The sequence below is a fragment of the Minwuia sp. IMCC3009 genome (genome assembly GCF_029909415.1).
Taxonomy (GTDB): domain Bacteria; phylum Pseudomonadota; class Alphaproteobacteria; order Minwuiales; family Minwuiaceae; genus Minwuia.
Window position 1 is genome coordinate 3,986,820 of the sequence record NZ_CP123781.1, and the last position, 24,295, is coordinate 4,011,114.

The 24,295-nt window shown below is 67.0% G+C and carries 19 protein-coding genes; 10 read left to right on the forward strand and 9 right to left on the reverse strand.

Features of this window, described 5'->3' with window-relative positions:
* Nucleotides 1-69 precede the first annotated feature (69 nt).
* The 3 genes from QGV55_RS18630 to QGV55_RS18640 all read left to right on the forward strand — a co-directional run bounded on the left by QGV55_RS18630 (nucleotide 70) and on the right by QGV55_RS18640 (nucleotide 3,361).
* Nucleotides 70-573 (forward strand): YbjN domain-containing protein, encoded by a 504-nt coding sequence (locus QGV55_RS18630; RefSeq protein WP_281019137.1) that lies wholly within the window; start codon nucleotides 70-72, stop codon nucleotides 571-573.
* A gap of 95 nt (nucleotides 574-668) precedes the next feature.
* A complete protein-coding gene (locus QGV55_RS18635) occupies nucleotides 669-2,414 on the forward strand; it encodes an amidohydrolase family protein (protein WP_281019136.1) in 1,746 nt (581 codons plus the stop codon).
* Nucleotides 2,414-3,361: a D-2-hydroxyacid dehydrogenase gene (locus QGV55_RS18640; protein ID WP_281019135.1), complete on the forward strand. Its 948-nt coding sequence runs from the start codon at nucleotides 2,414-2,416 to the stop codon at nucleotides 3,359-3,361. The genes QGV55_RS18635 and QGV55_RS18640 overlap by 1 nt, the downstream gene beginning before the upstream one ends.
* Here QGV55_RS18640 and QGV55_RS18645 read toward each other — a convergent pair.
* On the reverse strand, nucleotides 3,355-4,260 hold the full coding sequence (locus QGV55_RS18645) for a LysR family transcriptional regulator (RefSeq protein WP_281019134.1): 906 nt from the start codon (nucleotides 4,258-4,260) through the stop codon (nucleotides 3,355-3,357). The genes QGV55_RS18640 and QGV55_RS18645 overlap by 7 nt on opposite strands.
* Nucleotides 4,261-4,383: 123 nt before the next feature.
* Here QGV55_RS18645 and QGV55_RS18650 point away from each other — a divergent pair, with 123 nt between their 5' ends.
* The gene (locus QGV55_RS18650; RefSeq protein WP_281019133.1) at nucleotides 4,384-5,160 is read left to right on the forward strand and encodes an SDR family oxidoreductase; all 777 of its coding nucleotides are present in this window, start codon (nucleotides 4,384-4,386) and stop codon (nucleotides 5,158-5,160) included.
* A 6-nt stretch (nucleotides 5,161-5,166) separates the two neighbouring features.
* On the opposite strand, the gene QGV55_RS18655 is transcribed toward QGV55_RS18650, so the two are convergent.
* From QGV55_RS18655 to dprA, 7 genes are all read right to left on the reverse strand, one after another.
* The gene (locus tag QGV55_RS18655) at nucleotides 5,167-6,816 is read right to left on the reverse strand and encodes an ABC transporter ATP-binding protein (RefSeq protein WP_281019132.1); all 1,650 of its coding nucleotides are present in this window, start codon (nucleotides 6,814-6,816) and stop codon (nucleotides 5,167-5,169) included.
* On the reverse strand, nucleotides 6,809-7,639 hold the full coding sequence (locus QGV55_RS18660; RefSeq protein ID WP_281019131.1) for an ABC transporter permease: 831 nt from the start codon (nucleotides 7,637-7,639) through the stop codon (nucleotides 6,809-6,811). The genes QGV55_RS18655 and QGV55_RS18660 overlap by 8 nt, the downstream gene beginning before the upstream one ends.
* 11 nt (nucleotides 7,640-7,650) lie before the next feature.
* Complete coding sequence (locus QGV55_RS18665; protein WP_348637644.1) at nucleotides 7,651-8,610, reverse strand: ABC transporter permease; 960 nt, start codon at nucleotides 8,608-8,610, stop codon at nucleotides 7,651-7,653.
* A 16-nt stretch (nucleotides 8,611-8,626) separates the two neighbouring features.
* Nucleotides 8,627-10,213 carry an ABC transporter substrate-binding protein gene (locus QGV55_RS18670; protein ID WP_281019129.1) on the reverse strand — a complete coding sequence of 529 codons (1,587 nt, stop codon included), beginning with the start codon at nucleotides 10,211-10,213 and terminating at the stop codon, nucleotides 8,627-8,629.
* Nucleotides 10,214-10,357: 144 nt separating this feature from the next.
* On the reverse strand, nucleotides 10,358-12,664 hold the full coding sequence (gene rnr / locus QGV55_RS18675; RefSeq protein WP_281019128.1) for a ribonuclease R: 2,307 nt from the start codon (nucleotides 12,662-12,664) through the stop codon (nucleotides 10,358-10,360).
* Between the two features lie 31 nt (nucleotides 12,665-12,695).
* Nucleotides 12,696-15,314: a type I DNA topoisomerase gene (gene topA, locus QGV55_RS18680; RefSeq protein ID WP_281019127.1), complete on the reverse strand. Its 2,619-nt coding sequence runs from the start codon at nucleotides 15,312-15,314 to the stop codon at nucleotides 12,696-12,698.
* A gap of 143 nt (nucleotides 15,315-15,457) precedes the next feature.
* Nucleotides 15,458-16,642 (reverse strand): DNA-processing protein DprA, encoded by a 1,185-nt coding sequence (gene dprA / locus QGV55_RS18685; protein WP_281019126.1) that lies wholly within the window; start codon nucleotides 16,640-16,642, stop codon nucleotides 15,458-15,460.
* A 408-nt stretch (nucleotides 16,643-17,050) separates the two neighbouring features.
* On the opposite strand from dprA, the gene QGV55_RS18690 reads away from it, so the two are divergent.
* From QGV55_RS18690 to QGV55_RS18705, 4 genes are all read left to right on the forward strand, one after another.
* A complete protein-coding gene (locus QGV55_RS18690; protein WP_281019125.1) occupies nucleotides 17,051-17,800 on the forward strand; it encodes a hypothetical protein in 750 nt (249 codons plus the stop codon).
* A 285-nt stretch (nucleotides 17,801-18,085) separates the two neighbouring features.
* Entirely contained in the window at nucleotides 18,086-18,910 is an 825-nt protein-coding gene (locus QGV55_RS18695) for an enoyl-CoA hydratase-related protein (protein ID WP_281019124.1), read from the forward strand.
* A gap of 15 nt (nucleotides 18,911-18,925) precedes the next feature.
* Nucleotides 18,926-20,122, forward strand: a complete 1,197-nt coding sequence (locus QGV55_RS18700) for an acyl-CoA dehydrogenase family protein (RefSeq protein WP_281019123.1) — start codon at nucleotides 18,926-18,928, stop codon at nucleotides 20,120-20,122.
* A gap of 41 nt (nucleotides 20,123-20,163) precedes the next feature.
* Nucleotides 20,164-20,664 (forward strand): GNAT family N-acetyltransferase, encoded by a 501-nt coding sequence (locus QGV55_RS18705; RefSeq protein ID WP_281019122.1) that lies wholly within the window; start codon nucleotides 20,164-20,166, stop codon nucleotides 20,662-20,664.
* Between the two features lie 304 nt (nucleotides 20,665-20,968).
* On the opposite strand, the gene QGV55_RS18710 is transcribed toward QGV55_RS18705, so the two are convergent.
* Nucleotides 20,969-22,171 carry an acetyl-CoA acetyltransferase gene (locus tag QGV55_RS18710; protein WP_281019121.1) on the reverse strand — a complete coding sequence of 401 codons (1,203 nt, stop codon included), beginning with the start codon at nucleotides 22,169-22,171 and terminating at the stop codon, nucleotides 20,969-20,971.
* Between the two features lie 318 nt (nucleotides 22,172-22,489).
* Between QGV55_RS18710 and QGV55_RS18715 the strand changes: the two genes are divergently transcribed.
* Together QGV55_RS18715 and QGV55_RS18720 are read left to right on the forward strand one after the other, a co-directional pair.
* Nucleotides 22,490-23,953 (forward strand): amidase, encoded by a 1,464-nt coding sequence (locus tag QGV55_RS18715; protein WP_281019120.1) that lies wholly within the window; start codon nucleotides 22,490-22,492, stop codon nucleotides 23,951-23,953.
* An 80-nt stretch (nucleotides 23,954-24,033) separates the two neighbouring features.
* Nucleotides 24,034-24,225, forward strand: coding sequence for a type II toxin-antitoxin system RelE/ParE family toxin (locus QGV55_RS18720; protein ID WP_281019119.1), 192 nt, complete (start codon nucleotides 24,034-24,036; stop codon nucleotides 24,223-24,225).
* Nucleotides 24,226-24,295: the final 70 nt, after the last annotated feature.

A 24,295-nucleotide genomic window follows, 5' to 3' on the forward strand; every position in this document is an offset into this window, starting at 1 on the left:
CGCTGCGCGCACAACATGTGACCGTTGGATGACGGGCTCATCCCGGTCACGGATCGGAGGACGGTCGCCATGGGCATGATGATCGAACTCGCCGACCCCACTGTCACCAATCCGCTCGATTTCGTCGAAGCGTTCATCGATGCCAACGAATGGGCATCGGAACGCACCGGCGAGGACGAGCTTGCGGTGGTCGTGACCGGCAAGTGGTGTGACTTCAACGTCTGGGTTTCCTGGCGGCCGGAGATCGGCGGGCTGCATTTCGCCTGCGTCTTCGGCAACAAGTTCCCCGCGGGCAAGCATGCGGAGCTGCATGCCCTGCTGGTGCTGGCCAACGAGAAGATGAGTGTCGGCCATTTCGACCTGTGGGCGGACGAGCAGTTGCTGCTGTTCCGCCATACCCTGCTGCTGGGCCGCGACGCCGATCTGGAGCTGGACCCGCTGGAGATGCTGTTCGAGATCGCCTTCTCCGAGTGCGAACGCTTCTACCCGGCAGTGCAGCTTGTCCTCTGGGGGGGCAAGAGCGCGCAGGAGGCCGTGGATGCAGCCCTGATGGAGTGCGTCGGCGAAGCCTGATCGGGTTGATCGGGTCTCTGGCCTGCACCCTCGGCACTTGACGCAGCGTCCCCCGGCACGGATCAATGGTCCGGCATTTCGGGGAGGCGAGCGACATGGCGAACGAACATGATCTGGTGCTGCGCGGCGGCACTCTGGTTGACGGCACCGGCAGCGAACCACGGCAGGCCGATGTGGCCGTCAGCGACGGACGCATTACCCAGGTCGGCACCGTCACCGGTTCCGGTCGGGAAGAGATCGACGCCCGTGACCGTATCGTCACCCCGGGCTTCGTCGACATTCACACCCACTATGATGGTCAGGCGAGCTGGGACCAGCATCTGACCCCATCCTCCCTGCATGGCGTCACCACCGTGCTGATGGGCAATTGCGGTGTCGGTTTCGCGCCCTGCCGGGTGGAGGACCACGACCGGCTGATCCGGCTGATGGAAGGCGTCGAGGACATTCCCGGCGCGGTGCTGGCGGAGGGGCTGGACTGGAACTGGGAGAGCTTTCCCGACTATCTGAACGCCCTCGAAGCCGTGCCGCACGACATTGATTTCGGCGCCCAGGTGCCGCATGGCGCGCTGCGGGTCTATGTGATGGGCGAGCGCGGCGCCAACCGGGAACCGGCAACGGCCGAGGATATCGCCGAGATGGCGCGACTGGCGCGGCAGGGGGTCGAGGCCGGGGCGCTGGGGTTCTCCACCTCCCGTACCCTGAACCACCGCACCAGTGACGGCCAGCCGACGCCGACCGTGAATGCCGAAGCCGACGAGCTGGTCGGCATCGCCAACGGGCTCGGCGCGGCGGGACGCGGTGTGCTGCAGATGGTCTCCGACCTGAAGCACCAGGAGGAGGAGTTCGCCATCTTCAGGCGCATGGTGCGGGAATCGGGCCGCCCCATGTCGATCTCCGTCGCCCAGAACCCGCGCTGGCCCAATGCCTGGCGTGACACGCTGGACCTGATCGGTCGCGCGGCGGAGCAGGAGGGGCTGCCCATGCGCGCCCAGGTCTGTGGCCGCCCGGTCGGGATCCTGCTGGGCTTCGAGCTGACCATGAACCCCTTCTCCGACTATCCGTCCTGGAAGGCGATTGCCGATCTGCCGGTGGCGGAGCGGCTGAAGGCCGCCACCGACCCGGCGATGCGCGACCGGCTGCTGGCGGAGGGGCCGGAGGCGGCGAAGGGTTTCGCCCGCCACGTGCTGGCCGATTTCGACAACATGTTCGTGCTGGGCGACGCGCCGAACTACGAACCGGAGGTGGGCGACAGCCTGGGTGCCCGCGCCCGTGCGCGCGGTGTGCCGCCGCAGTTGCTGGTCTGGGAGGCCCTTTCGGCCAAGGACGGTCGGGGCATGGTCTATGTGCCGTTCCTGAACTATGCCGGATATGACCTGGACCCGAGCTACCGGATGCTGACCGATGCCCATACCATTCCCGGACTGGGGGATGGCGGCGCGCATGTCGGGCTGATCTGCGACGGCAGCTTCCCGACCTCGATGCTGACGCTCTGGACCCGCGACCGCACGCGGGGGCCGAAGCTGCCGCTGGAATGGGTGGTGAAGGCCCAGTGCCGCGACACGGCGGAGGCCGTGGGCCTGTTCGACCGCGGGCTGGTGGCGCCGGGCATGAAGGCCGATCTCAACGTCATCGACTATGCCAACCTGACCCTGCACGCGCCGGAAGTGCTCTACGACCTGCCCGCGGGCGGGCGGCGGCTGATGCAGCGCGCCAGCGGCTATGACGCCACCATCGTCTCCGGCCAGATCATCCGCCGCGAAGGCAATGCGACGGATGCCCTTCCGGGCAGGTTGTTGCGCGGTGGCACGGCCAAGCCCTCCGACCTGAAGGTAGCCTCCTGATGCCGGATCGGATCCACGTCTTCTCCAAGTTCAACGACCGGGTCGTCGGACCGCTGGCGGAGAACTTCCCCGGCGCCGAGATCATCCGTCTGGACGATGATGCCGCCTTCGTCGCCGGTCTGCCGGAGGCGGAGTTCCTGATGGCGCTGAAACCGCCGCGCGGCCACTGGGCGAAGGCGGGCAAGCTGCGCCTGCTGCAGAGCTTCGGGGCCGGGATCGACCACCTGATGCCGCTGGACGGGTTGCGCAAGGAAACCGTTGTCTGCAACGCGGCGGGGCTGGCGGCGGGGACAATGGGGGAATTCGCCCTGACCCTGACCCTGATGCTGATCAAGCGCCTGGACTGGGCCAACACGGGCCACCGCGCATCGACCTGGCGTCAGTTCATGCCCGGTACGGCGGCGGGGTCCACCATCGGCATCCTGGGGCTGGGCCGGATCGGCGAATCCTTCGCGCAAAAGGCCGGGGCGCTGGGGATGCGGGTGATCGGCACGCAGCGCCAGCCGCGCGACGTACCGGGCGTCGACAAAGTGGTCGGCGCGGACCGCACGGCGGAGATCGTGGCCGAGTCGGATGTGGTCGTCTGCATCCTGCCGCTGACCGAAGAGACCCGCTATGTGCTGGACGAGCCGATGATGCGCCGCATGAAACCCGGTGCCAGCCTGATCAATCTCGGTCGCGGCGGTCTGGTGGATGAACCCGCCCTGATCCGCCTGCTGGAGGAGGGGCACCTGTCCGGTGCCGCGCTGGATGTGTTCGAGCAGGAACCGCTGCCGTCCGACAACCCGCTCTGGACCGCGCCGAACCTGATCATCACCCCGCATGTCGCGGGCGGCTTCCCCGACTACATGGGCGGCATCAGTCGCCTGTTCGCGGAGAACGTCCGGGCCTTCGAGGCCGGGGAACCGATGAAGACCCACGTCAGGGATCCCGGCCGGGGCTACTGATCCGCTCGTCCCAGCCGCTCCTTCAGGAAGTCGATCATGACCCGCGTGCGCCGGGGCAGGAAGCTGCGGCTGGGATAGACCAGCCAGGCAGCCGTGTCGAAGCTGGTGGCCGTGGCCAGGCGGTCCGGCCACAGGTCGGTCAGCCGGCCAGTCGCCAGATCGTCGCCGATCAGCCAGTCGGGCAGCAGCGCCACCCCGAGCCCCAGCCGGGTCGCCGCATGCAGCGCCAGCGCGCTGGAGATGGTCATGGCGGGCTGGATCGTCACCTGCGCCTCCTCGCCGCCCGGGCTGCGGAACCGCCAGGTGGCGCGATAGTCCGGCAGGTCGAAACAGAGGCAGGGATGTTCGGTCAGCCCCTCCGGTCGGGCCGGGACCGGCAGACGGCGCAGGTGGTCCGGGCTGGCGCAGGCATGATACCGGGTTGGCATCAGCCGCGTGACGACCATGTCGCCCCTGACCTCGGGGGCGAGCCGGACCGCCAGATCGATCTGCTCGGCGACGAGATCGCTGTTGCTGTCCGTCAGGCTCAGGTCAAGCTCGATCCCCGGAAACCGTGCCCTGATTTCCGGCAACAGGGGAACGATACAGGCTTGCCCGAATGCGACCGAGGCCCCGAGACGCAGCGGCCCCTCCGGTTCGGCGTTGCCGGTGGCGGCTTCCTCCCGCGCCTGGGCCAGCTCCGCGAGGACCGGCTCGACCCGGTCGGCGTAGCGGCGTCCGGCATCCGTCAGGGCGATGCGGCGCGTGCTGCGCTGAAACAGCCTTGTCCCGATCTCTGCCTCCAGCGCGGCAACCGAGCGCGATACCGAAGACGGGTCCTGATCCAGTTCGCGCGCAGCCGCCGTGAAGCTGCCGCTGCGCACGACCTGCAGGAAAGCAGTCAGCAGTCGTGTGTCCATTGATGCAGAATTCGCATCATTCATGTGTGTAGCAAGCTCTTTATCCCCGGATGATCATCAAATATCAAGCTCGGGAACCAGGTCATGTCAGACTGCACCTGCCCACAGATCGGAGAAACCATGATGACCAGCATGAAGAACAGGACCGTCCTGATCACAGGCGCGAGCCGTGGCATCGGTGCCGCGATGGCCCGCGGCTTTGCGGCGGAGGGGGCGAGCGTGGTCCTGCTGGCGCGCAGCGCGACGTCGCTGGAGGCGCTTGCGGCGGAGATCGAGGCAGATGGCGGTCAGGCGCTGGCGATCGGTGGTGACGTCAGCGTCTGGGCGGACGTGGAGGGTGCCGTCTCGCAGGCCGTGGCGCGATTCGGCGCGCTGGATGCGCTGATCAACAATGCCGGGGTCATCGAACCCATCGCCCGGCTGGCCGACAGCGATCCGGCGGCATGGGGCCAGGCCATCGATATCAATCTGAAGGGTGCCTATCACGGCCTGCGCGCGGCGATCCCCGCCATGCTCGCCGCCGGCGGGGGCACGGTGATCAACATCAGTTCCGGCGCCGCCACCAGCGCGCTGGAGGGCTGGAGCCACTATTGCGCCAGCAAGGCGGGGGTGCTGTCGCTGACGGCCTGTGCCGCGAAGGAATTTGGCCCGCAGGGTATCCGCGTGGTCGGGCTCAGCCCCGGCACCGTGGCGACGGAGATGCAGGTCGCCATCAAGGCCTCCGGTGTCAATCCGGTCAGCCAGCTCGACCCGAACGTGCACATTCCACCCGAGTGGGTGGCCCGGGCCGCTGTCCATCTCTGTGGCGACGGCGGCTCGGCATGGGAAGGAACCGATTTCAGGCTGCGCGATGATGCCGCCCGCAAGGCGCTGGGCCTGCCGCTGGATGGCGGCAGCTAGGGACGGTCAGTTGCCCGCGCTCTCCATGCGGCGGTGTTCGATGACCTCTTCCAGCCAGCCGAGCTTCATTTCCGGCACGGACGACAGCAGCAGGTCGGTATAGGCGTCGAAGGGGGGTGAGAGCACCTCCGACTTCGGGCCGTAGCGCACGACCTCGCCCTGGTACATCACGGCGATGGAATCGGCGATGGCGCGGACGGTGGCCAGATCGTGGGTGATGAACAGGAACGCCACATGCTCTTCCGCCTGCAGCTTCAACAGCAGTTTCAGGATGCCGTCGGCTACCAGTGGGTCGAGGGCGCTCGTCACCTCGTCGCAGATGATCAGGTTGGGCTTGGCCGCCAGCGCGCGGGCGATGCAGACGCGCTGCTTCTGGCCGCCCGACAGTTCCGCCGGATAGCGGTCGATGAAGCCTTCGCCCATCTCGATCTCGTCCAGCAGCTCCGCGATGCGGCGCTCCTTCTCCTTGCCGCGCAGGCCGAAGTAGAACTCCAGCGGGCGACCGATGATGGTGCGGACGGTCTGGCGCGGGTTCATCGCCACGTCGGCCATCTGGTAGATCATCTGCAGTTCCCGCAGGTCGTCGCGGCTGCGCTTCTCCATCGCTGCCGACAGGGTGCGTCCGGCGAACTGCACCTCGCCCGCCCGCGGCGGCAACAGGCCGGTGATGACCCGCGCCAGCGTTGACTTGCCGGAACCTGATTCGCCGACCACGGCCAGGGTCTGGCCCGGATGTACCTCGACATTGATGTCGCGCAGCACGTCCACACCGGTGCCCGGATAGGCCGCCGTGACGCCCCGGATGGTCAGCACCGGTTCGGGCGACGGCGGCTTTTCCTCGTGCCGGATGGAGCGGACGGAGACCAGTGCCCGGGTATATTCCTCCCGCGGGGCCTCGATCACCTGCCGGGTCTCCCCATGCTCCACCAGCTTGCCGCCCTGCAGCACCATCATCTCGTCGGAGACCTGGGCGACAACGGCCAGATCATGGGAGATGTAGAGCGCGGCGACGCCGGTCTTGCGGATCGCCAGCTTGATCGCGGCGAGAACGTCGATCTGGGTGGTCACGTCCAGTGCGGTGGTGGGTTCGTCGAACACGATCAGGTCGGGTCCGGAGGCGAGCGCCATGGCCGTCATCACGCGCTGCAACTGCCCGCCCGAGACCTGGTGCGGATAGCGCTGCCCGATGTTCTCCGGGTCCGGCAGGCCGAGCTGTCCGAACAGGTCGATGGCGCGGGCCTGGACAGTCTGGCGGTCGGCGCTGCCATGTTTCAGCGCCGCCTCCGTCACCTGGTCCATCAGCCTGTGGGCCGGGTTGAAGGCGGCGGCGGCGGACTGGGCCACATAGCAGACCTCCCGCCCGCGTACGCCGCGCAGTCCGGCCATGCCGCCCTTCAGAATGTCTCGCCCGTTCAGCAGCACCTGACCGCCGGTGATGCGCACGCCGCCCCGGCCATAGCCCATGGAGGAGAGGCCGATGGTGGACTTGCCGGCCCCGGACTCCCCGATCAGGCCCAGCACGCGACCGCGTCCCAGGGTCAGTGAGACATCATCGACGATGGTGATGTCATGCGGGTCCTCGCCCGGCGGGTAGACTGTCGCCTCGATCCGCAGGTTGCGGATGTCGAGCAGGGTCTCGTCAGCCGGATCAGCCATTGCCGCGGCCCCCCTTCAGGTCCGTGGTGCGGTTCAGCACCCAGTCGGCCACCAGATTGACGGAGATGGCGAGTGCGGCGATGGCGGCGGCGGGGATCAGGGCTGCCGGAATGCCGAAGACAATGCCTTCCTTGTTCTCCTTCACCATGCCGCCCCAGTCCGCGTCCGGTGGCTGCACGCCAAGGCCGAGGAATGACAGGGCCGACAGGAACAGCACCGCGAAGATGAAACGCAGGCCGAGTTCGGCCACAAGCGGCGACAGGGCATTGGGCAGGATCTCCCGGAAAATGATCCAGATCCGCCCCTCCCCACGCAGCCGCGCGGCCTCGACGAAGTCCATGACCGTGATGTCCACAGCCACGGCGCGCGCCAGACGATAGACGCGGGTCGAGTCCAGTATACCCATGACCAGGATCAGCACGATCAGGGTGCCGGGCAGCACCGAGAGCACCACCAGCGCGAAGATCAGCGTCGGGATCGCCATCAGCAGATCCACCGCACGGGACATGGCCTGATCGACGATGCCGCCGATGACGGCGGCGGTGAATCCCAGGATGGAGCCGAGCGAGAAGGACAGTGCCGTCGCCATGGCGGCCACGAAGATGGTGGTGCGCGCGCCGTAGATCATGCGCGACAGCAGATCTCGCCCCAGATTGTCCGTGCCGAGGATGTGTTCGCCGAACACCGGCTCCCAGACATCGCCCACCACCTCGGTATTGGAATAGGGGGCCACAAGGTCCGCGAATACCGCGACGAAGACGAAGGTGAAGGTCAGCACCAGTCCGATGCGGGCGCTCCAGGGTATGGTTCTGAGTTCAAGCATGCGTCCCGCCCCTACTTCGGATGTCGCAGGCGCGGATTGGCGATGATGGCGACAATGTCTGCGACGATGTTGAGCGAGATATAGACGGCGGCGAAGATCATGCCGCAGGCCTGCACCACCGGGATGTCACGCTTCGACACGTGATCCACCAGATACTGGCCCATGCCGGGATAGACGAAGATCACCTCCACCACCACGACGCCGACCACCAGGAAGGCGAGGTTGAGCATCACCACGTTGACGATGGGCGCGATGGCATTGGGGAAGGCGTGGCGGAGGATGATCCGGAACGGACTCAGCCCCTTCAGTTCCGCTGTCTCGATGTAGGCCGACTGCATGACGTTCAGGATCGCTGCGCGGGTCATGCGCATCATGTGCGCCAGCACCACCAGGGTCAGCGTCGCGCAGGGCAGGGCAATCGCCGACATGCGGTCGGCGAATCCCATGCCGTCATAGACGGTGGAGACGCTGGGGAACCACTGCAGTTCCACGGCGATGAAATAGACCAGCAGGTAGCCGATGAAGAATTCGGGCAGGGAGATGGAGGTCAGCGTCGTCGCCGAGATCAGCTTGTCGATGAAGCCGTTGCGGTGCTGCACCGCCACCAGTCCCAGCAGGATGGCGATGGGGACGGAGATGATGGCCGCCCACATGGCCAGGAACAGCGTGTTGGACAGCCGCTTGCCCAGTGCCTCGGAAATGTTCTGGCCGTTCGACAGGGCTGTACCCAGATCGCCGGTCAGAACGCCACCGAGCCAGTCGAAGTAACGGACATAGGACGGATCGTTCAGCCCCAGTTCCGCCCGCAGGTTGGCCAGGGCCTCCGGTGTGGCCGTCTGGCCCAGGATCGCCTGTGCCACGTCGCCGGGCAGCAGTTCCGTTCCAACGAAGATCAGGACCGAAACCGCGAGAAGCAGGAGAATGCCCAGCGCCAGGCGCTGGGCAATCAACTTCACGATGGCGGGACTCACCGGACTGCCCGTCCGATCAGGCCAACCAGGTCTTGGACAGCGCCATGCCGTTCATCAGCTCCGCACCCGGATCCACCTTGTAGCCACCGACCTTGTCGGAAACCGCGTCGATGAAGTCGTTGAACATCGGCGTGATCAGGCCGCCCTCGTCACGGACGATCGTGCCCATGGCCGAATAGAGCTCCTTGCGCTTCGCCAGATCCAGCTCGGCCCGCGCTTCCAGCAGCAGCTTGTCGAAGCGTTCGTTGAAGAAGCGGGTGTCGTTCCAGTCCGCGCTCGACAGATAGGCGGTGGAATACATCTGGTCCTGCGTCGGACGGCCGCCCCAGTAGGACGTGCAGAACGGCTGCTTGTTCCAGACTTCCGACCAGTAGCCGTCACCCGGCTCCCGCTTGATTTCCAGCGTGATACCGGCCTTCTGGCAGCTTTCCTGGAACAGCTGGGAGGCATCCACCGCACCGGGGAAGGCCACGTCGGACGTGCGCAGCAGCACCGGTCCGTCATGGCCGGACTTCTTGAAGTGGAACTTCGCCTTGTCCGGGTCATAGGTGCGCTGCTCGATCCCTTCGTCGAACAGCGGATAGGCGGCATTGATCGGCATGTCGTTGCCGATGGAGCCATAGCCGCGCAGGATCTTGTCGACCATCTGCCCCCGGTCCATGGCGTACTTCAGCGCCAGCCGCAGGTCGTTGTTGTCGAACGGCGCGGTGTTGCAATGCATGATGAAGACATAGTGGCCGCGACCGCCGACGTTCTGGATCGTGACGCCCGGCACCCGCTTCACCAGATCGACGATCTTCGGTTCGACGCGGTTGATTATGTGCACCTGGCCGCCCTGCAGCGCCGCTGTGCGGGCCGTGGCGTCATTGATGACGATGATCTCGATCTGATCCGCATGGCCGCGGTTCGGCGCATCCCAGTAGTCCGCGAAGCGCTCACCGACGTAACGCACGCCGGGCTCGTTCACCACGACCTTGTAGGGGCCGGTGCCGATGCCGGCATCCGGTGCATCCATGCCGCCGTTCGGCTGGATGATCAGATGATAGTCGGCCATCAGATAGGGCAGGTCGGCGTTCGGGTTCTTCAGGGCCACGACGACGTTGTTGCCGTCCTGGCTGATGGTCTCGATGCCGCGCATGATGCCCAGCGCGCCGGACTTGGTTTCCTCACCCGAATGGCGCTGCAGGGTCGCGACCACGTCGGCGGCGGTCAGGGTCTTGCCGTTGTGGAAGGTCACGCCGGAGCGGATCTTGAACGTCCAGACCCGTGCGTCTGCCGTCGCGCTGATCTCCTCCGCCAGACGATTGACGACACCACCGGTGGGCGAGGTCTCGACCAGCGTGTCACCCCAGGAGTGACCGAATGCGAAGGGCACCTGGCTGGCAAAGGTCGCGGGGTCGAGGCTGTTGGTGGACTCGCCGCCGACCATGCCGGCCTTCAGGATGCCGCCTTTCTGCGGTCCGGCGGCAAAGGCCGCGCTGGACAGCATGGAGCCCGCGAGCGTCGCGCCGGCACCCAGTGCCGCGGCGCGTCCCATGAAGGCGCGACGGTCCATGAGGCCACGCACCACGCGATCGCTCAGATACTTCAGTTCGTCTGACATGCCAGTTCTCCCTCGTTGACGCACGTTGGTGCTGTCGAATTCCCTGTGGCTGCATCATGCGGCGCGATGTTTCAGGGGGCAACCTTGTTGCCGCCCTCCCGTTCATAGTGACGCTTCTGGACAGATTTCTGACGGTTCTGGGGTTCAGCGCCGCTTCTTGGGCTTGCCGCGCTTCTGGCCCGGGGGTGGCCGATGCGGCTTCAGGTTGCCGCGACCAGGCCCCTTCAGGCTGCCCTTGCCACCACCGCCGCTGGCGCTGTCCCCCTTCGGATCGATGATCTCGAACGCGAGACCGCCGGTGACGGGCGAGGCCTCCTTCAGGCGCACGGTGACGCGCTCACCCAACTGCCAGACCTTGCCTGTGCGGCGTCCGACGAGCTGCATCGCCGCCTCGTCGAAGTCGAAGAAGTCACTGCTGAGGCTGCGCATGGGGATGATGCCGGATGCTCCGGTCTCGGCCAGGGCCACGAACATGCCGAAACGGGTGATGCCGCTGATCCGGGCCGCGAACTGTCCCCCCACCTGGTCCTGCAGGAAGATGGCGGTGAAGCGGTCCAGCGCATCACGTTCCGCCAGCATCGCCCGGCGCTCGAACGTGGACGTCTGCTCCGCCAGCCGCTGCACCGTATCCGGATCGGTGTCGCCCAGCCCGCCCGCGCCTGCGCCCATGGCATCGATCAGCGCGCGGTGCACCAGCAGGTCGGCATAGCGCCGGATGGGGGAGGTGAAATGGGCGTAGCGGCGCAGGGCCAGGCCGAAATGGCCCTGGTTGTCCGTGTCGTAATAGGCGGCGGTCTGGGCGCGCAGCACCGCCTCGCTGACCATGGGTGCGGTTTCCCGGCCCGCAACCTTCGACAGGGCGCGGTTGAACATGGCGGGCTTCACCACATCGCCGGCATTGAACGACAGCCCCAGCGTGCCGAGGAAGTCCTTCAGGCCGCGCAGCCGCTCCGGATCAGGGGGTTCGTGGACGCGATAGACGCAGGGCTTGCCGCGCCGCTCCAGCGTTTCCGCCGCGCAGACATTGGCCAGCACCATGAACTCCTCGACCACCCGGTGCGCATCCAGCCGTTCCTGCGGCACGATCCCGGCGATGTAGCCGTCGTCGCCCAGCAGCACCTTGCGCTCCGGCAGGTCGAGCTCCAGCGGTCCCCGACGCCGCCGCGCCTGGTCCAGCAGTGCCCATGCCGCGAACAGCGGTTTCAGCACCGGGTCCAGCAGGCCGTCCAGCTCCGGGCGCGGGTCACCGTCGATGGCCGCCTGCGCATCGGCATAGGCGATGTTGGCGGCGGAGCGCATCATGGCGCGGAAGAAGCGGTGGCGGCGTTTCCGGCCCGTGGCGTCGATCACCATCTCCACCGCCATCACCGGACGGTCTTCCCCCGGCATCAGGGAGCAGAGGTCGGCCGACAGCCGCTCCGGCAGCATCGGCGCGACCCGATCGGGGAAATAGACGGAGACGCCGCGCGCCTGTGCATCGCGGTCGATCGCACTCTCGGGACGCACGTACCAGGCGACATCGGCAATGGCGACGGTCAGGCGATAGCCGCCGGGATTGTCCGGGTCGTCGTCGGCGACCGCGTGGATCGCATCATCATGGTCGCGGGCGTCAGGCGGGTCGATGGTGACCAGCGGGGTCTCCCGCAGGTCCGTCCGCTTGCCAAGGTCGGTGACCGGCATGGCCTCCGCCGCCGCACCCAGCGCCTCGGGCGAGAACTCGCGCGGGATCTCGTGGGTCTGCAGCGCCAGCAGCGAAATGGCGCGTGGGTCGTCGAAGCTGCCGACAACCTCCACCACCTTTCCGAGCCGGGGACCGAGCGCGCGTCCGGGCAGCGTTTCGACCATCACCAGATCACCACTGGTGGCGCCGCCGTCATTGCCCGGCTCGATGATCATTTCCTGGCGCAGCTTCCGGTCGGTCGGCTGGACCCGCCCGCCCCGTCCCGGCGGCATGGCCTGCTGGAACACGCCGAAGATCTTCCGTGCGGTGACCTCCAGCCGATGCAGCACCCGCGCCTGGTAGATCTGACCGTCACGACCCAGCCTGGCGAGGAACTGGTCGCCGGGCTTTGCCGCCGGTCCGCGCACCGTCTTCTCCACCAGTTCGATCCGTGGCGGCGGCGCATCGGATTCCCACTTCAGCGGGCGGCACAGCAGGTCGCCGTCGTCATCGACTTCCGTGACCTCGATGACGCCGACCGGGGGCAGTCGCTGCTGCCTGCCGCCGGACTCCCGCCGCTCCCGCGGGGGATGGTCCTTGCGGCCCGGCAGACCCTCCGCATCGCGGTCGGCGGTGATCTCCTTCAGCAGCCGTTTCAGCCAGATCCGGTCCTGGCCCTTGATGCCGAAGGCCTTGCCGACCTCGCGCTTGCCTGCCCTGCCGCCGGATTCGTCGATGAAACGCCGGATTTCCTGCTTCGAGGGCAGATGCGGGGGAACGGACTTTACCATGGGTTCCCATGGCCAGCGGCCTGAGGAGAAATCACGAGTCTCCTTCCGCCTTCTTCTTCGGCGCGGCCTTCTTCCTTGCCGGTGCCTTCTTCGCGGCAGGCTTCTTCGCCGCCGGCTTCTTCTTCGCCGGGGCCTTCTTGCCGGACTTCGCGGCGCGTTCGGCGATCAGCTGCACGGCCTGATCCATGGTGATCTCGGTCGGTTCGATCCCCTTGGTGATCGTCGCATTGATCTTGCCGTGCTTGACGTAGGGGCCATAGCGCCCGTCCAGCACCTGGACCTCGCCACCGCCGTCCGGGTGCTCGCCCAGCACCTTCAGCGGCTTTGCCGCGGTGCGCCCGCCCCGGTTCTTCGCTTCCGCCAGCACCGTCACCGCCCGGTTCAGACCGACCTCCAGCGCCTCGCGCCAGTCGCTGAGCCGACCGTACTTCTTCTCGTGCTCCACATAGGGGCCATAGCGTCCCAGTCCGGCATTGATCGGGTTGCCGGTCTCCGGATGCTTGCCGACCTCGCGGGGCAGGGAGATCAGCTGGATCGCCAGCGGCAGGTCGACCGCATCCGGCTCCAGTCCCTTCGGCAGGGAAACACGTTTCGGCTTCTGCCCCTTCTCCACCGGCTCGCCCAGTTGCAGGTAGGGACCGTAGGGACCGTGCTTCAGCCAGATCATCTCCCCCGTCGCCGGGTCGATGCCCATCTCCCGGTCCTCACCGGCCTGCGCCTCGACATCCGACGGGTCGCCGCCGAGCTTGCGGGTGAACTTGCAGTCGGGATAGTTGGAGCAGCCGAGGAACGCGCCGAACTTGCCCAGCCGCAGGCTGAGCTCGCCGATGGCACATTTCGGGCAGGTGCGCGGATTGCTGCCGTCTTCCTTCGGCGGGAACAGCGACGGCGCCAGGAATTCGTTCAGGGCGTCCAGAACCTCGCCGATGCGCAGGTCCTTGGTCTCCTCGACCGCGGCGTGGAAATTGGTCCAGAACCGGCGCAGCACTTCCTTCCAGTCGATCTTGGCGGCGGAAATGTCGTCCAGTTCCTCCTCCAGCGTCGCCGTGAAGTCGAACTGCACGTAGCGCTCGAAGAAATTGATCAGGAACGCCGTCACCAGCCGACCCTTGTCGTCGGGAATGAAGCGTTTCTTGTCCAGCCGGACATAGTCGCGTTCCTGCAGCACCGACAGGATGGAGGCATAGGTGGACGGGCGGCCGATGCCCAGTTCCTCCAGCTTCTTCACCAGGCTGGCCTCGGAGAATCGCGGCGGTGGCTCGGTGAAGTGCTGCTTCGGCTCGATCTTCTCCCGGTCCAGCGGCTGGCCTTCCGTCATCTTCGGCAGACGGCTCTCATCATCATCGTCGGACCGGTCGTCCTGGCCTTCCTCGTAGAGTTTCAGGAAGCCGGGGAATTCGACCACCGTGCCATTGGCGCGGAACGTCAGTCCGTTCTCCGCCGTGATGTCCACGCCGGTCTGGGCCAGACGGGCATTTTCCATCTGGCTGGCGACCGTGCGCTTCCAGATCAGGTCGTAGAGCCGGTGCTGCTCCGCCGAGAGCACGCGTTTCATCTCGTCGGGGGTGCGGCTGATATCGGTCGGGCGAATGGCCTCATGCGCTTCCTGCGCGTTCTTGGCCTTGGTCGACCATTCGCGGGGCCTGCCGGGCAGGAAGGCATTGCCGAAGGTCGACTGCACCGTGTCGCGGATCGCGCTCACCGCCTCTGCCGCAAGCTGCACGCCGTCGGTCCGCATGTAGGTGATCAGGCCAACCGTCTCGCCGCCGATGTCCGCGCCTTCGTAGAGGCGCTGGGCCACCTGCATGGTCTGCTTGGCGCTGAATCCCAGCTTCCGGGCGGCTTCCTGCTGCAGGGTCGAGGTGATGAAGGGCGGCTGCGGGCGGCGCTGGGTCTGACGCGTCTCGATCCCGGCAACACTGAAACTGCCCTGCGCGGCGCGCGCGGCCAGTTCGGTCGCCTGGCTCTCGTTGGCGATATCGAACTTGTCCAGCTTCCTGCCGTCGATCTGGGTCAGGCGGGCACTGACTTCCTCGCCGTCCGCAGTGCGGAACACGGCGCGGATGGACCAGTATTCGCGCGGCACGAACTTCTCGATCTCCAGCTCGCGCTCGACGATCAGGCGCAGGGCAACCGACTGCACGCGACCGGCGGAACGGGCACCGGGCAGCTTGCGCCAGAGCACGGGGCTGAGCGTGAAACCCACCAGATAGTCCAGGGCGCGGCGGGCCTGCTGCGCATTCACCAGATCCATGTCGATGTCGCGCGGCTGCTTCATCGCGGCCAGGATGGCGCGCTTGGTGATCTCGTTGAACACCACCCGCTCGACACCCACGTCCTTCTTCACCGCGCGCTTGGCCCGCAGGGCCTCCAGCACGTGCCAGGAAATGGCCTCGCCCTCGCGGTCCGGGTCCGTGGCCAGGATCAGGCGATCCGCACCCTTCATGGCATCCGCGATGGCCTTAAGGTGCTTGGCGGACTTCGGGTCCGCCTGATAGGTCATGGCGAAATCCTCATCCGGCAGCACCGACCCGTCCTTCGACGGCAGGTCACGCACATGGCCGAACGAAGCCAGGACGGTATAGCCCGGGCCAAGATACTTACCGATGGTTTTCGCCTTGGCAGGCGACTCGACGACGACGACGTCCATGGAACCTCTGCTTGGCTTCGGGTGACGCGCAATGCCTGTCACCCCGGGCGGCTGGAACATGGGCAAAGCGTTTCAGCCTGTCAACGGGGCCGCGGTCACGGGATCGGGTCCGTCCCGCTCCTGACGTGACTCATGACGACCACTTACAGAACCAGGGAGAACCTGTTTCCCGCATGCCGGGTGACCCGTCCGGCGATCTCCAACTCCAGCATGGCGGCATGGAAGACGGGGGCCGCGATGTCAGCCGCGCGCATCAGGTGATCCGCAGGCGACGGCTCCGCGGACAGGGCGGCCAGCAGGCTGTCGCGGGCATGATCCATCCCGTCTGACACATCGTCGGCCCCGGCGATCCCGTCTGTCGCGTCGCCATGGGGGGCGAAGCGGAGGGACGGCCCCTCCGGCATGCCCGGGGCGCGTGCGCCCGAGAGGCTGTGCGCAGTGAGCAGTGGCTCGATGATGTCATCCGCCGTCTCGACCAGGGTCGCCCCCTCCCGCAGCAGCCGGTTGGCACCACGGGCGCGGGGGTCGAGGGGAAATCCGGGAACCGCGAACACTTCCCGACCCTGCTCCCCCGCCAGCCGGGCCGTGATCAGGGTGCCGGAGCGCACCTGCGCCTCGATCACCAGAACGCCGAGCGAAAGGCCGGAGATGATCCGGTTGCGCCGGGGAAAATGCCGCGCCATCGGCTCCGCGCCCAGCGGTGCCTCCGCGATGACCAGACCCTGCTGCCCGATGGCGGCCTGGAGCTCGCGATTCTCCGGCGGGTAGAAGATGTCGATCCCGCCCGCGACGACCGCGACGGTTCCGGTGGCCAGACTGGCGCGATGCGCCTCCCCGTCGATGCCGCGGGCCAGTCCCGAGACGACCGCGATCCCGGCGTCCCCCACTGCCGCGACGATCTGGCGGCAGATTGTCCTTCCGTTGGCGGAGGCATTGCGGGCGCCGACCACGCCCAGCATCGGTCGCGCCAGAAGTTCCCGCCTGCCGACCGTGGCCAGCACCGGTGGCGCCTGGCTGATGGCGGCAAGGGGGGCGGGATAGTCCGGATCGCCGATGATCAGGAAACTGCCGCCCAGCCGCCGCAATGCCTGCCATTCCCGCTCCGCATCGGCTGCGGGCGCGATCCGCAGCTTTCGCCGGCCCGCCCGTGCCGCGATCTCCGGCAGGGCCTCCAGCGCCCGGATCGCGGACCCGTAGCGGGCCAGCAGGCCATGGAAGGTGGCGGGGCCGATGTTCTCGCTGCGGATCAGCCGCAGCCGCGCCAGCCGCTCCGCCTCCGGCAACGCGGTGGCCTCGTCCCCTGGTTGCATGTCAGGTGCCGTGCTCATCCTGTGATCCTGCCAGACGCCCCGGGCCGGTGCCAGCCCCCCTGTCGGCCTGCGGTGCCGAAACCGGCTCCTCCGCCCTGATATTGCCTCTTCTGTTTCACACCGATGCCACGGTCAATCGGCGACCATGGGGACATGGAGAAGCCGCATCAGATCGAACAGCGAATGATCGCGACCCGGGACCTTGCAACGGTTACGGGTGCCGAAGCCCGTCGTGCGCCGCATCAGGCAGGCCGATCCGGTGGAAAGGCCGCCGATGACCATCGGTCACAGATCGGCCACAGCCGCGACGCTGACCGGTCACGTGCGGCCCCCCAGATCAATGGACAGCGACGGGCAGTCGATCTGCCCCCCGGCCGGCAGACGAACGGGACTGGTTCGGACGCAGGTCTCTTGGAAGGACACGACATGTACTTCACAGCTTTGCAGGATCATCCCCTGGGCCAGTTCGGTGTCTCGGTCGGGGGTGCGACCTACAGCCCCGTAACCACCCGCCGGGCGCTGCAGGAACTCGACTATGACCCCTATCATGCGACCCGTGCCGGCTTGCGGATACCGCGCCGCTTTGCGGACGCCCTGCCGACAGACATTTCCCGCAGCCGCCGCATGACCGAACGGCAGCAGGCCTTCGTGACCATCATGCTGCCCATCGTGCTGCGCGCCAACGAGATCGTCTGTGTGCTTGACGCGGTGGCCCGGGCACAGGCTGGCGTGGAGGCGCCCGCCGTGCCGTCGGATCTGCCCCCGTCGCTGCTGATCGGACTGGCCGCAGCCGTGACCGACTGGGGCAGCGACCTCGCGGGCGGCAGGGCGAGCAATCCCTATCCGGAGACGCTGACCGTGCCCTATGGCCTGGGTCTGGATGCGGTCCGCGCCGCAGGCGGGATCAGCCGGGCGCGGCACAACAGCCTGCTGGAGGCGACGCTGGACATCATTCACGGCCTCGACTCCCTGGTCACGGATCCCGCATTCCGGCGGGAACAGGTGCGCCAGCATGACAGCAAGCGGCCCGACGGCTATCGCCTGGCCCTGCTGATGTCCGATACCGGCCCGTGCGACCGGATTCTGGCCAGTGACGTGCTCTATGCCATCGAAGGCGCGGCCCTGACCCTGCTGGACCGGTCCCGGCTGACGCCGCCGACTGCGATAATCCACTGACCCGGTCAGGCCCCAGAGGCCCCTGACCGTCAACAGGTTCGTTGTGCCGCACCGGCTGGTCCCACCGTCGGCGTGCCAACGGACCAGATGATGCTGTCGCCCCCTCCTTTCCCAGACGGCATCCATCTGGCGGGGAAGCCCGGGTCCCCCCGACCGAACCGGGCTTCCCCTACCCTTTCCCTGCATTCTGCCTGTCGGATGGGCAGGCAGCCCTAATGCACTTGTCTCAATTCGACTTCCCCGGCATAAGAATGCGCAGAGCTTCAGGGTCGGGGAGGGCCGGACGTGGACTACGAGCAGATTCTCTACGAGGTGTCGGACGGTGTCGCCACGATCACCATGAACCGTCCGGACCGGATGAACGCCATGACCCTGCAGATGGGCGGGGAGATCCGGCATGCCATGCAGGCCGCCTCCGATGACGCTGCGGTGCGGGCCATCGTGCTGACAGGCGCCGGTCGCGGCTTCTGCGCCGGTGCCGATGCGGCACGGCTGTCCAACACGGCCAGCGGCGGCAAGGAGCAGGAACCGCTGCCCAACCACGGCGCGATCGCGGGCGGGCTGGACCTGCCGGAGGGGTTTCACGCCAAATATGCCTATCTCACCACGGTGCCGAAGCCGCTGATTGCCGCCATGAATGGCGCAGCCGTCGGGGTCGGGCTGGTTCTGGCGCTGTTCTGTGACGTGCGCATCGCGGCGACCGAGGCCAAGATGGGCACGGCCTTCGCCAAGCGCGGCATGGTGGCGGAATATGGTCTGGCCTGGCTGCTGCCGCGCCTGATCGGACCGTCGCGCGCTCTCGACCTGCTCTATTCGGCACGGATCATCCAGGGTGACGAGGCGCAGCGCATGGGACTGGTGGACCGGACCGTGCCCGCCGCCGACGTGCTGCAGACCGTACAGGATTATGCGCGCGACATTGCGGCCAACGTCTCGCCGCGCTCCACCCGCATCATGAAGGATCTGGTGCTGCGGGCGATGGAGCAGTCCATGGATGCCGCGCAGGACCAGGCCGCCGAGGAACTGGCGGCTGCCCTGAAGTCGGAGGATTTCCGGGAAGGCATCGCCGCCTGGCAGGAAAAGCGGGCACCCGCCTTCACGGGCCGCTGACGGGAGGATTGGGACATGGAACTCGCACTGAGTGCCGATGAACAGGCCTTCCAGACGGAAGTCCGTGATTTCCTGAAGGCCGAGCTGCCTGCCGACATTGCCGACAGGGTGAAGCGGGGCCTGCCTGTGGGGCGGCAGGACATGCTGCGCTGGCATGAACCGCTGCGGGCGCGGGGCTGGCTGGCGGCAAGCTGGCCGAAATCCGCCGGGGGTCCGGGCTGGACCATCATGCAGCGCCATATCTTCGACATGGAATGCCGTCTGGCCCATGCGCCGCCGCTGATCGCCTTCAACTTCAACATGATCGGCCCGGCACTGATTGCCTTCGGGCGACCGGAGCAGAAGGAACATTACCTGCCGAAGATCCTCTCCGACGAGCACTGGTGGTGCCAGGGCTATTCGGAGCCGGGGGCAGGTTCCGACCTCGCCGGGGTCCAGACGCGGGCGGTGCGCGACGGCGACCATTATGTCGTCAACGGCTCCAAGATCTGGACCAGCGCGGCGGAGGAGGCCAACCACATCTTCTGCCTGGTGCGTACCGACCCGACCGCCAAGAAGCAGGAGGGGATCACCTTCCTGCTGATCGAGATGGATACGCCGGGGCTGGAGGTCCGGCCGCTGATCGCGCTGAACGGGCGGCGGCTGTGGAACACGGTGCATTTCGATGATGTCCGCGTGCCGGTAGAGAACGTGCTGGGGCGTGAGAACGAAGGCTGGACCGTGGCCAAGAAGCTGCTGGGGGATGAGCGGCTGTTCGTCTCCCGCGTCTCGGAGAACGCCCGCGTCCTCAGTATCGTCAAGGAAGTCGCGGCCACGGAAAGCGCCGATGGCGCGCCGCTGATCCGTGACCCGGACTTCGCCATGAAGATCGCGGACCTGGAGGCACGGCTGAACGCGCTGGAGATGACCAGCCTGCGCATCCTGTCCCGCGCCACGGAAGGCGGGCGCATCGGCGCCGAGCCGTCGATGACCAAGCTGCTGGGCAGCCACATGGTGCAGGACCTGGACGTGGTGCTGTACCAGGCCATCGGTTACTACGGCGCGCCGGACCATTCCGACTTCCTGTTCCGGGGCGGCAACCAGCTGCCCGTGGGTCCGGACCACGCGGTCGGCATCACGTCGGGCCAGTTGCACCATCGCGGCTATACCATCGCCGGCGGCACGTCGGAGGTGCAGCGCGGCATTCTTGCCAAGGCGGTTCTGGGTCTCTGATACTCCCGCGCGGAACGAACAGCCCCGGGGAGACTGCGCGCATGGCACTGGACATCAGGCCCGCGACCGCCGACGACATTCCGGCGATCACCGCCATCTATGGCCACTGGGTCGAGAACGGCACGTCATCGTTCGAGCTTGAGGCTCCGGATGAGGCGGAGATGCAGGCGCGCTTCGCCGCCCTGAAGCAGAAGGACCTGCCCTGGCTCGCCGCGACGCGGGAGGGCGCGCTGGTCGGCTATGCCTACGCCGGTCTCTACCGCCCCCGCCCGGCCTATCGTTTCACGCTGGAGGATTCGATCTACGTCGCCCCCGATGCCGTCGGCACCGGCATCGGCCGCCCGCTGCTCGGTGCCCTGATCGAGACCTGCCGTGGGCTGGGTTGCCGCAACATGATCGGCATCGTCGGCGACCCGCAGACCAACCAGGGCTCCGTCGCCCTGCACCGCGCCCTCGGCTTCGAACCCATCGGTACCGCCCGCCAGATCGGCTTCAAGTTCGACCGCTGGCTGGATGTGATGACGATGCAGAAGGTGCTGTGAGGGGCGCAGGCCCGTCTCCGTCCATTTGCTGATCAGGGTGTCCCGCCGCTCGGCGTTCGGGCGGCACGCCGGGTACCCGCATCAAGTGCGGGTACGTCGTCCTGAGAGAGCAGGCGGCAGGGAAGTCAGTGCAGCCAGCCGCCTGACCCACGCCGCACCCTGACTTGATCAGGGTGCCCAGCCTTCCCGCGTTCGGCTCAGGGACCAAACAGTCGCCATCGGACACCGGACCGGTCAGCCATAGAAAAAGCCCGGCGAACTTGCATCCGCCGGGCTTCGTTCGTCACGTCACTGTCGTCGCGGGTCAGCCGTTGTAGAGGCCGACGATGGCGATGGAGGAGACGTTCTGGTGCGGGGCGCCGCCCAGGTTGTGGGTCATGCCGATGCTCGGGTTCGAGAGCTGGCGGGCGCCGGCGCGGCCATGCAGCTGCAGGTACATCTCGTAGAGCATCCTGAGGCCGGAGGCGCCGATCGGATGACCGAAGCACTTCAGGCCGCCGTCGATCTGGGCCGGGACCTTGCCGTCGGCATTGTAGAAGCCGTCGAGGAAGTCCTTCCAGGCTTCGCCTTCCTTGGAGATGTAGAGGTCTTCCGCCGTCACCAGTTCGGTGATGGAGAAGCAGTCATGACACTCGAACATCGAGACCTGCTCACGCGGGTTGGTGATGTCGGCTTCCTTGTAGGCGCGCTGGGCGGCCTGGCGGGTGGTCATGAAGTACGACCCGTCCCAGGAGCTGTGGGCCGACTCGGTGCCATTCGACACGGCGAGCTGCAGGGCCTTCACGGTCACCAGATCCTTCTTGCCAAGCTTGCGCGCGATCTCCGGCGTGGTGACGATGGCGGCGGCGGAACCGTCGGACACGCCACAGCAGTCGAACAGGCCCAGCGGCTCCGCGATCATCGGCGCGTTCAGCACCGTGTCCATGGTCACGGCCTTCTGCAGATGCGCCTTCGGGTTCTTGGCACCATTGTCATGGCTCTTCACCGAGACCTGGGCAATGCCGCGCTTCAGGTCCATCGCCTGCACGCCATGCTTCTTCTGGTAGGCGGTGGCGAGCTGGGCGAAGTTGCCCGGCGCGGAGGCGTTCGGGTTGATCATGTCGTTCAGGGGGCCACGGCCACGCTGCGGCAGGCCGCCGTAGCCGGTGTCCTTCAGCTTCTCGACGCCGACCGCCAGGGCGATGTCGGCGGCACCGGAGGCCACGGCATAGACCGCGCCGCGGAAGGCTTCGGTGCCGGAGGCGCACATGTTCTCGACACGGGTCACCGGGATGTAGGGCAGGCGCAGCGCGACGGACAGCGGCACGGCGGACTTGCCGACATGCACTTCCTCGATCGCCGTGGAGAACCATGCGGCGTCGATCTGCGAGGTCTCGATCCCCGCGTCCTTCACGCATTCCTCATAGGCTTCCATGATCAGGTCTTCGGCGTCGCAGTCCCAGCGCTCACCGAACTTGGAGCAGCCCATCCCCAGAATGGCTACCTTGTCACGAATTCCTGACGCCATCGTCAAATCCTCCCGGTCGATACATCATGTTCAGAACACACTTGCGCGCACTGTAACATGATTTCTGCCGGGCCAAAGACAAGACAGATGCAGGGCTGCCATAGGCAAACGTCATGTTTGCGCAACGGTCACCGGTACGTCCCGCATACCCTCCGCCCGCAAACGGTCCTATGATCGTCCCGAGTGCCGTTCGGCACAGCGGCGCCTGCCCGCTCCCCCACCCGGCCACCCATTGAGGATACTGCCGTGGGTGGCCGGGTGGGGGAGCGGGCCGGTGCCGCAAGAAGCGACCACGACAATCCGGGAGGGATGAAGACCATGGGGACCAGAGCCTTGCACCACGCATCGGCGTTGCAGATTGCTGCCGCCATCCGCGATGGCGAGACCAGCGCGGCGGAGATGCTGGAGGTCTTCATCGACCGGACGGAGCGGCTGAACCCGGCGATCAACGCGGTCATCGCCACGGACTATGCGGCGGCGCGGGAGGCGGCGGCGGGGCTGGACCAGCTCAACCGGCGCGGCTATCGCCTCGGCCCCTTCCACGGCGTGCCGATGACGGTGAAGGAAAGCTACAATGTGACCGGGCTGCAGACCACCTGGGGCGACACCGGCTACATCGGCAATGTTGCCACCGCCGACGCGGTCGTGGTGGAGCGGATCAAGCGCCAGGGCGCGGTGGTCTTCGGCAAGACCAACGTACCGCTGAACCTGACCGACTGGCAGTCCTACAATGATGTCTATGGCAGCACCGGCAACCCCTGGAACCCGGAGCGCACGCCGGGCGGATCGTCGGGCGGTTCGGCGGCGGCGCTGGCGGCGGGACTGACGGGGCTGGAATTCGGCTCCGACATCGGGGCCTCCATCCGCAACCCGGCGCATTACTGCGGTGTCTTCGGGCACAAGCCGACCTGGGGCATCGTGCCTCCGCGCGGCCATGGCAAGGTGGTGTCGAACCAGCCGAGCGACGTGGCCGTCTGCGGCCCGCTGGCCCGTTCCGCCGCGGATCTGGAGGCGGCACTGCTGGCCGTCGCCGGGGCCGACCCGGTCTATGGGGAGGGCTGGCACCTGACCCTGCCGCAGCCGAAGAAGGACGATCTGGGTGATTTCCGCGTGGCGCTGATGCTCGACTCCCCGGCCTCGGAGGTGGACGAGGAGGTGAAGACAAAGCTGCTCACCCTGGCCGACCAGCTGCGCAAGGCAGGCGTCACGGTGGACGAGCGTGACCCGTTCGAGGTCGACTGGCTGCAGTATCACGAGGACTATTTCCGCCTGTTCCGCCCCGTCACCCACAGCCGCCTGCCGAAGGAAGTCTTCGACGGCTGGCTGGCGCAGCGTCCCGGCATCGCCGACGACGACCGCAGCTACAACGGCATGAACATCAAGGCGGCGACCGAGTCCTACTACGAATGGGCCGCTGCCGACCGCCGCCGCTATGGCTACCGCGACCAGTGGAACGGCTTCTTCCGGGACTACGACCTGCTGCTTTGCCCCGCCGCCGCCTCCGCCGCCTTCCCGCGGGAGGAGGGCATCCCGCGCGAGCACCGCATGATCACCGTCAACGGCCATGAGGTCGAATATAACGACCAGCTCTTCTGGGCCGGTATCTCGGGTTCCGTCTATCTGCCCGGCACCGTCGCCCCGCTGGGCCCGGGCGGCACCACGGGCCTGCCCGTCGGCGTCCAGATCATCGGCCCCTGGATGGGCGACCTCACCACCATCCGCTTCGCCGGCCTGATCGAGGAAGCCTTCGGCGGCTGCCACGTACCGCCGGGGTTCGAGTGAGGGGGCAGCCTCTTCCCGACTGACGCTTCCTGAAGTGCTCGAAACCGCACGCCGGGAGGCGCGGCAGAAAGGCCTGCTGCGTGACGCGGGTTGACCTCACCGCTGACGCGGAACGCGACCTGATCGGTATCTATCTCTACAGCGCGGAACAGTTCGGTCCGGCTATGGCGGAGCGGTATTCAGAGACGCTGAATGCAAGGATCATGTTCGTGGCCGAGCACCACACTGTCGGGTCCGACTACGGCTCCATCCGGGCGAACCTGCACTGCTGAACCTGTCAGGAATTCGGGCGTGGCTGCCGTGGTTTGCACGGCAGCCCCTTTTGGTCAGACTTTGCAGCAG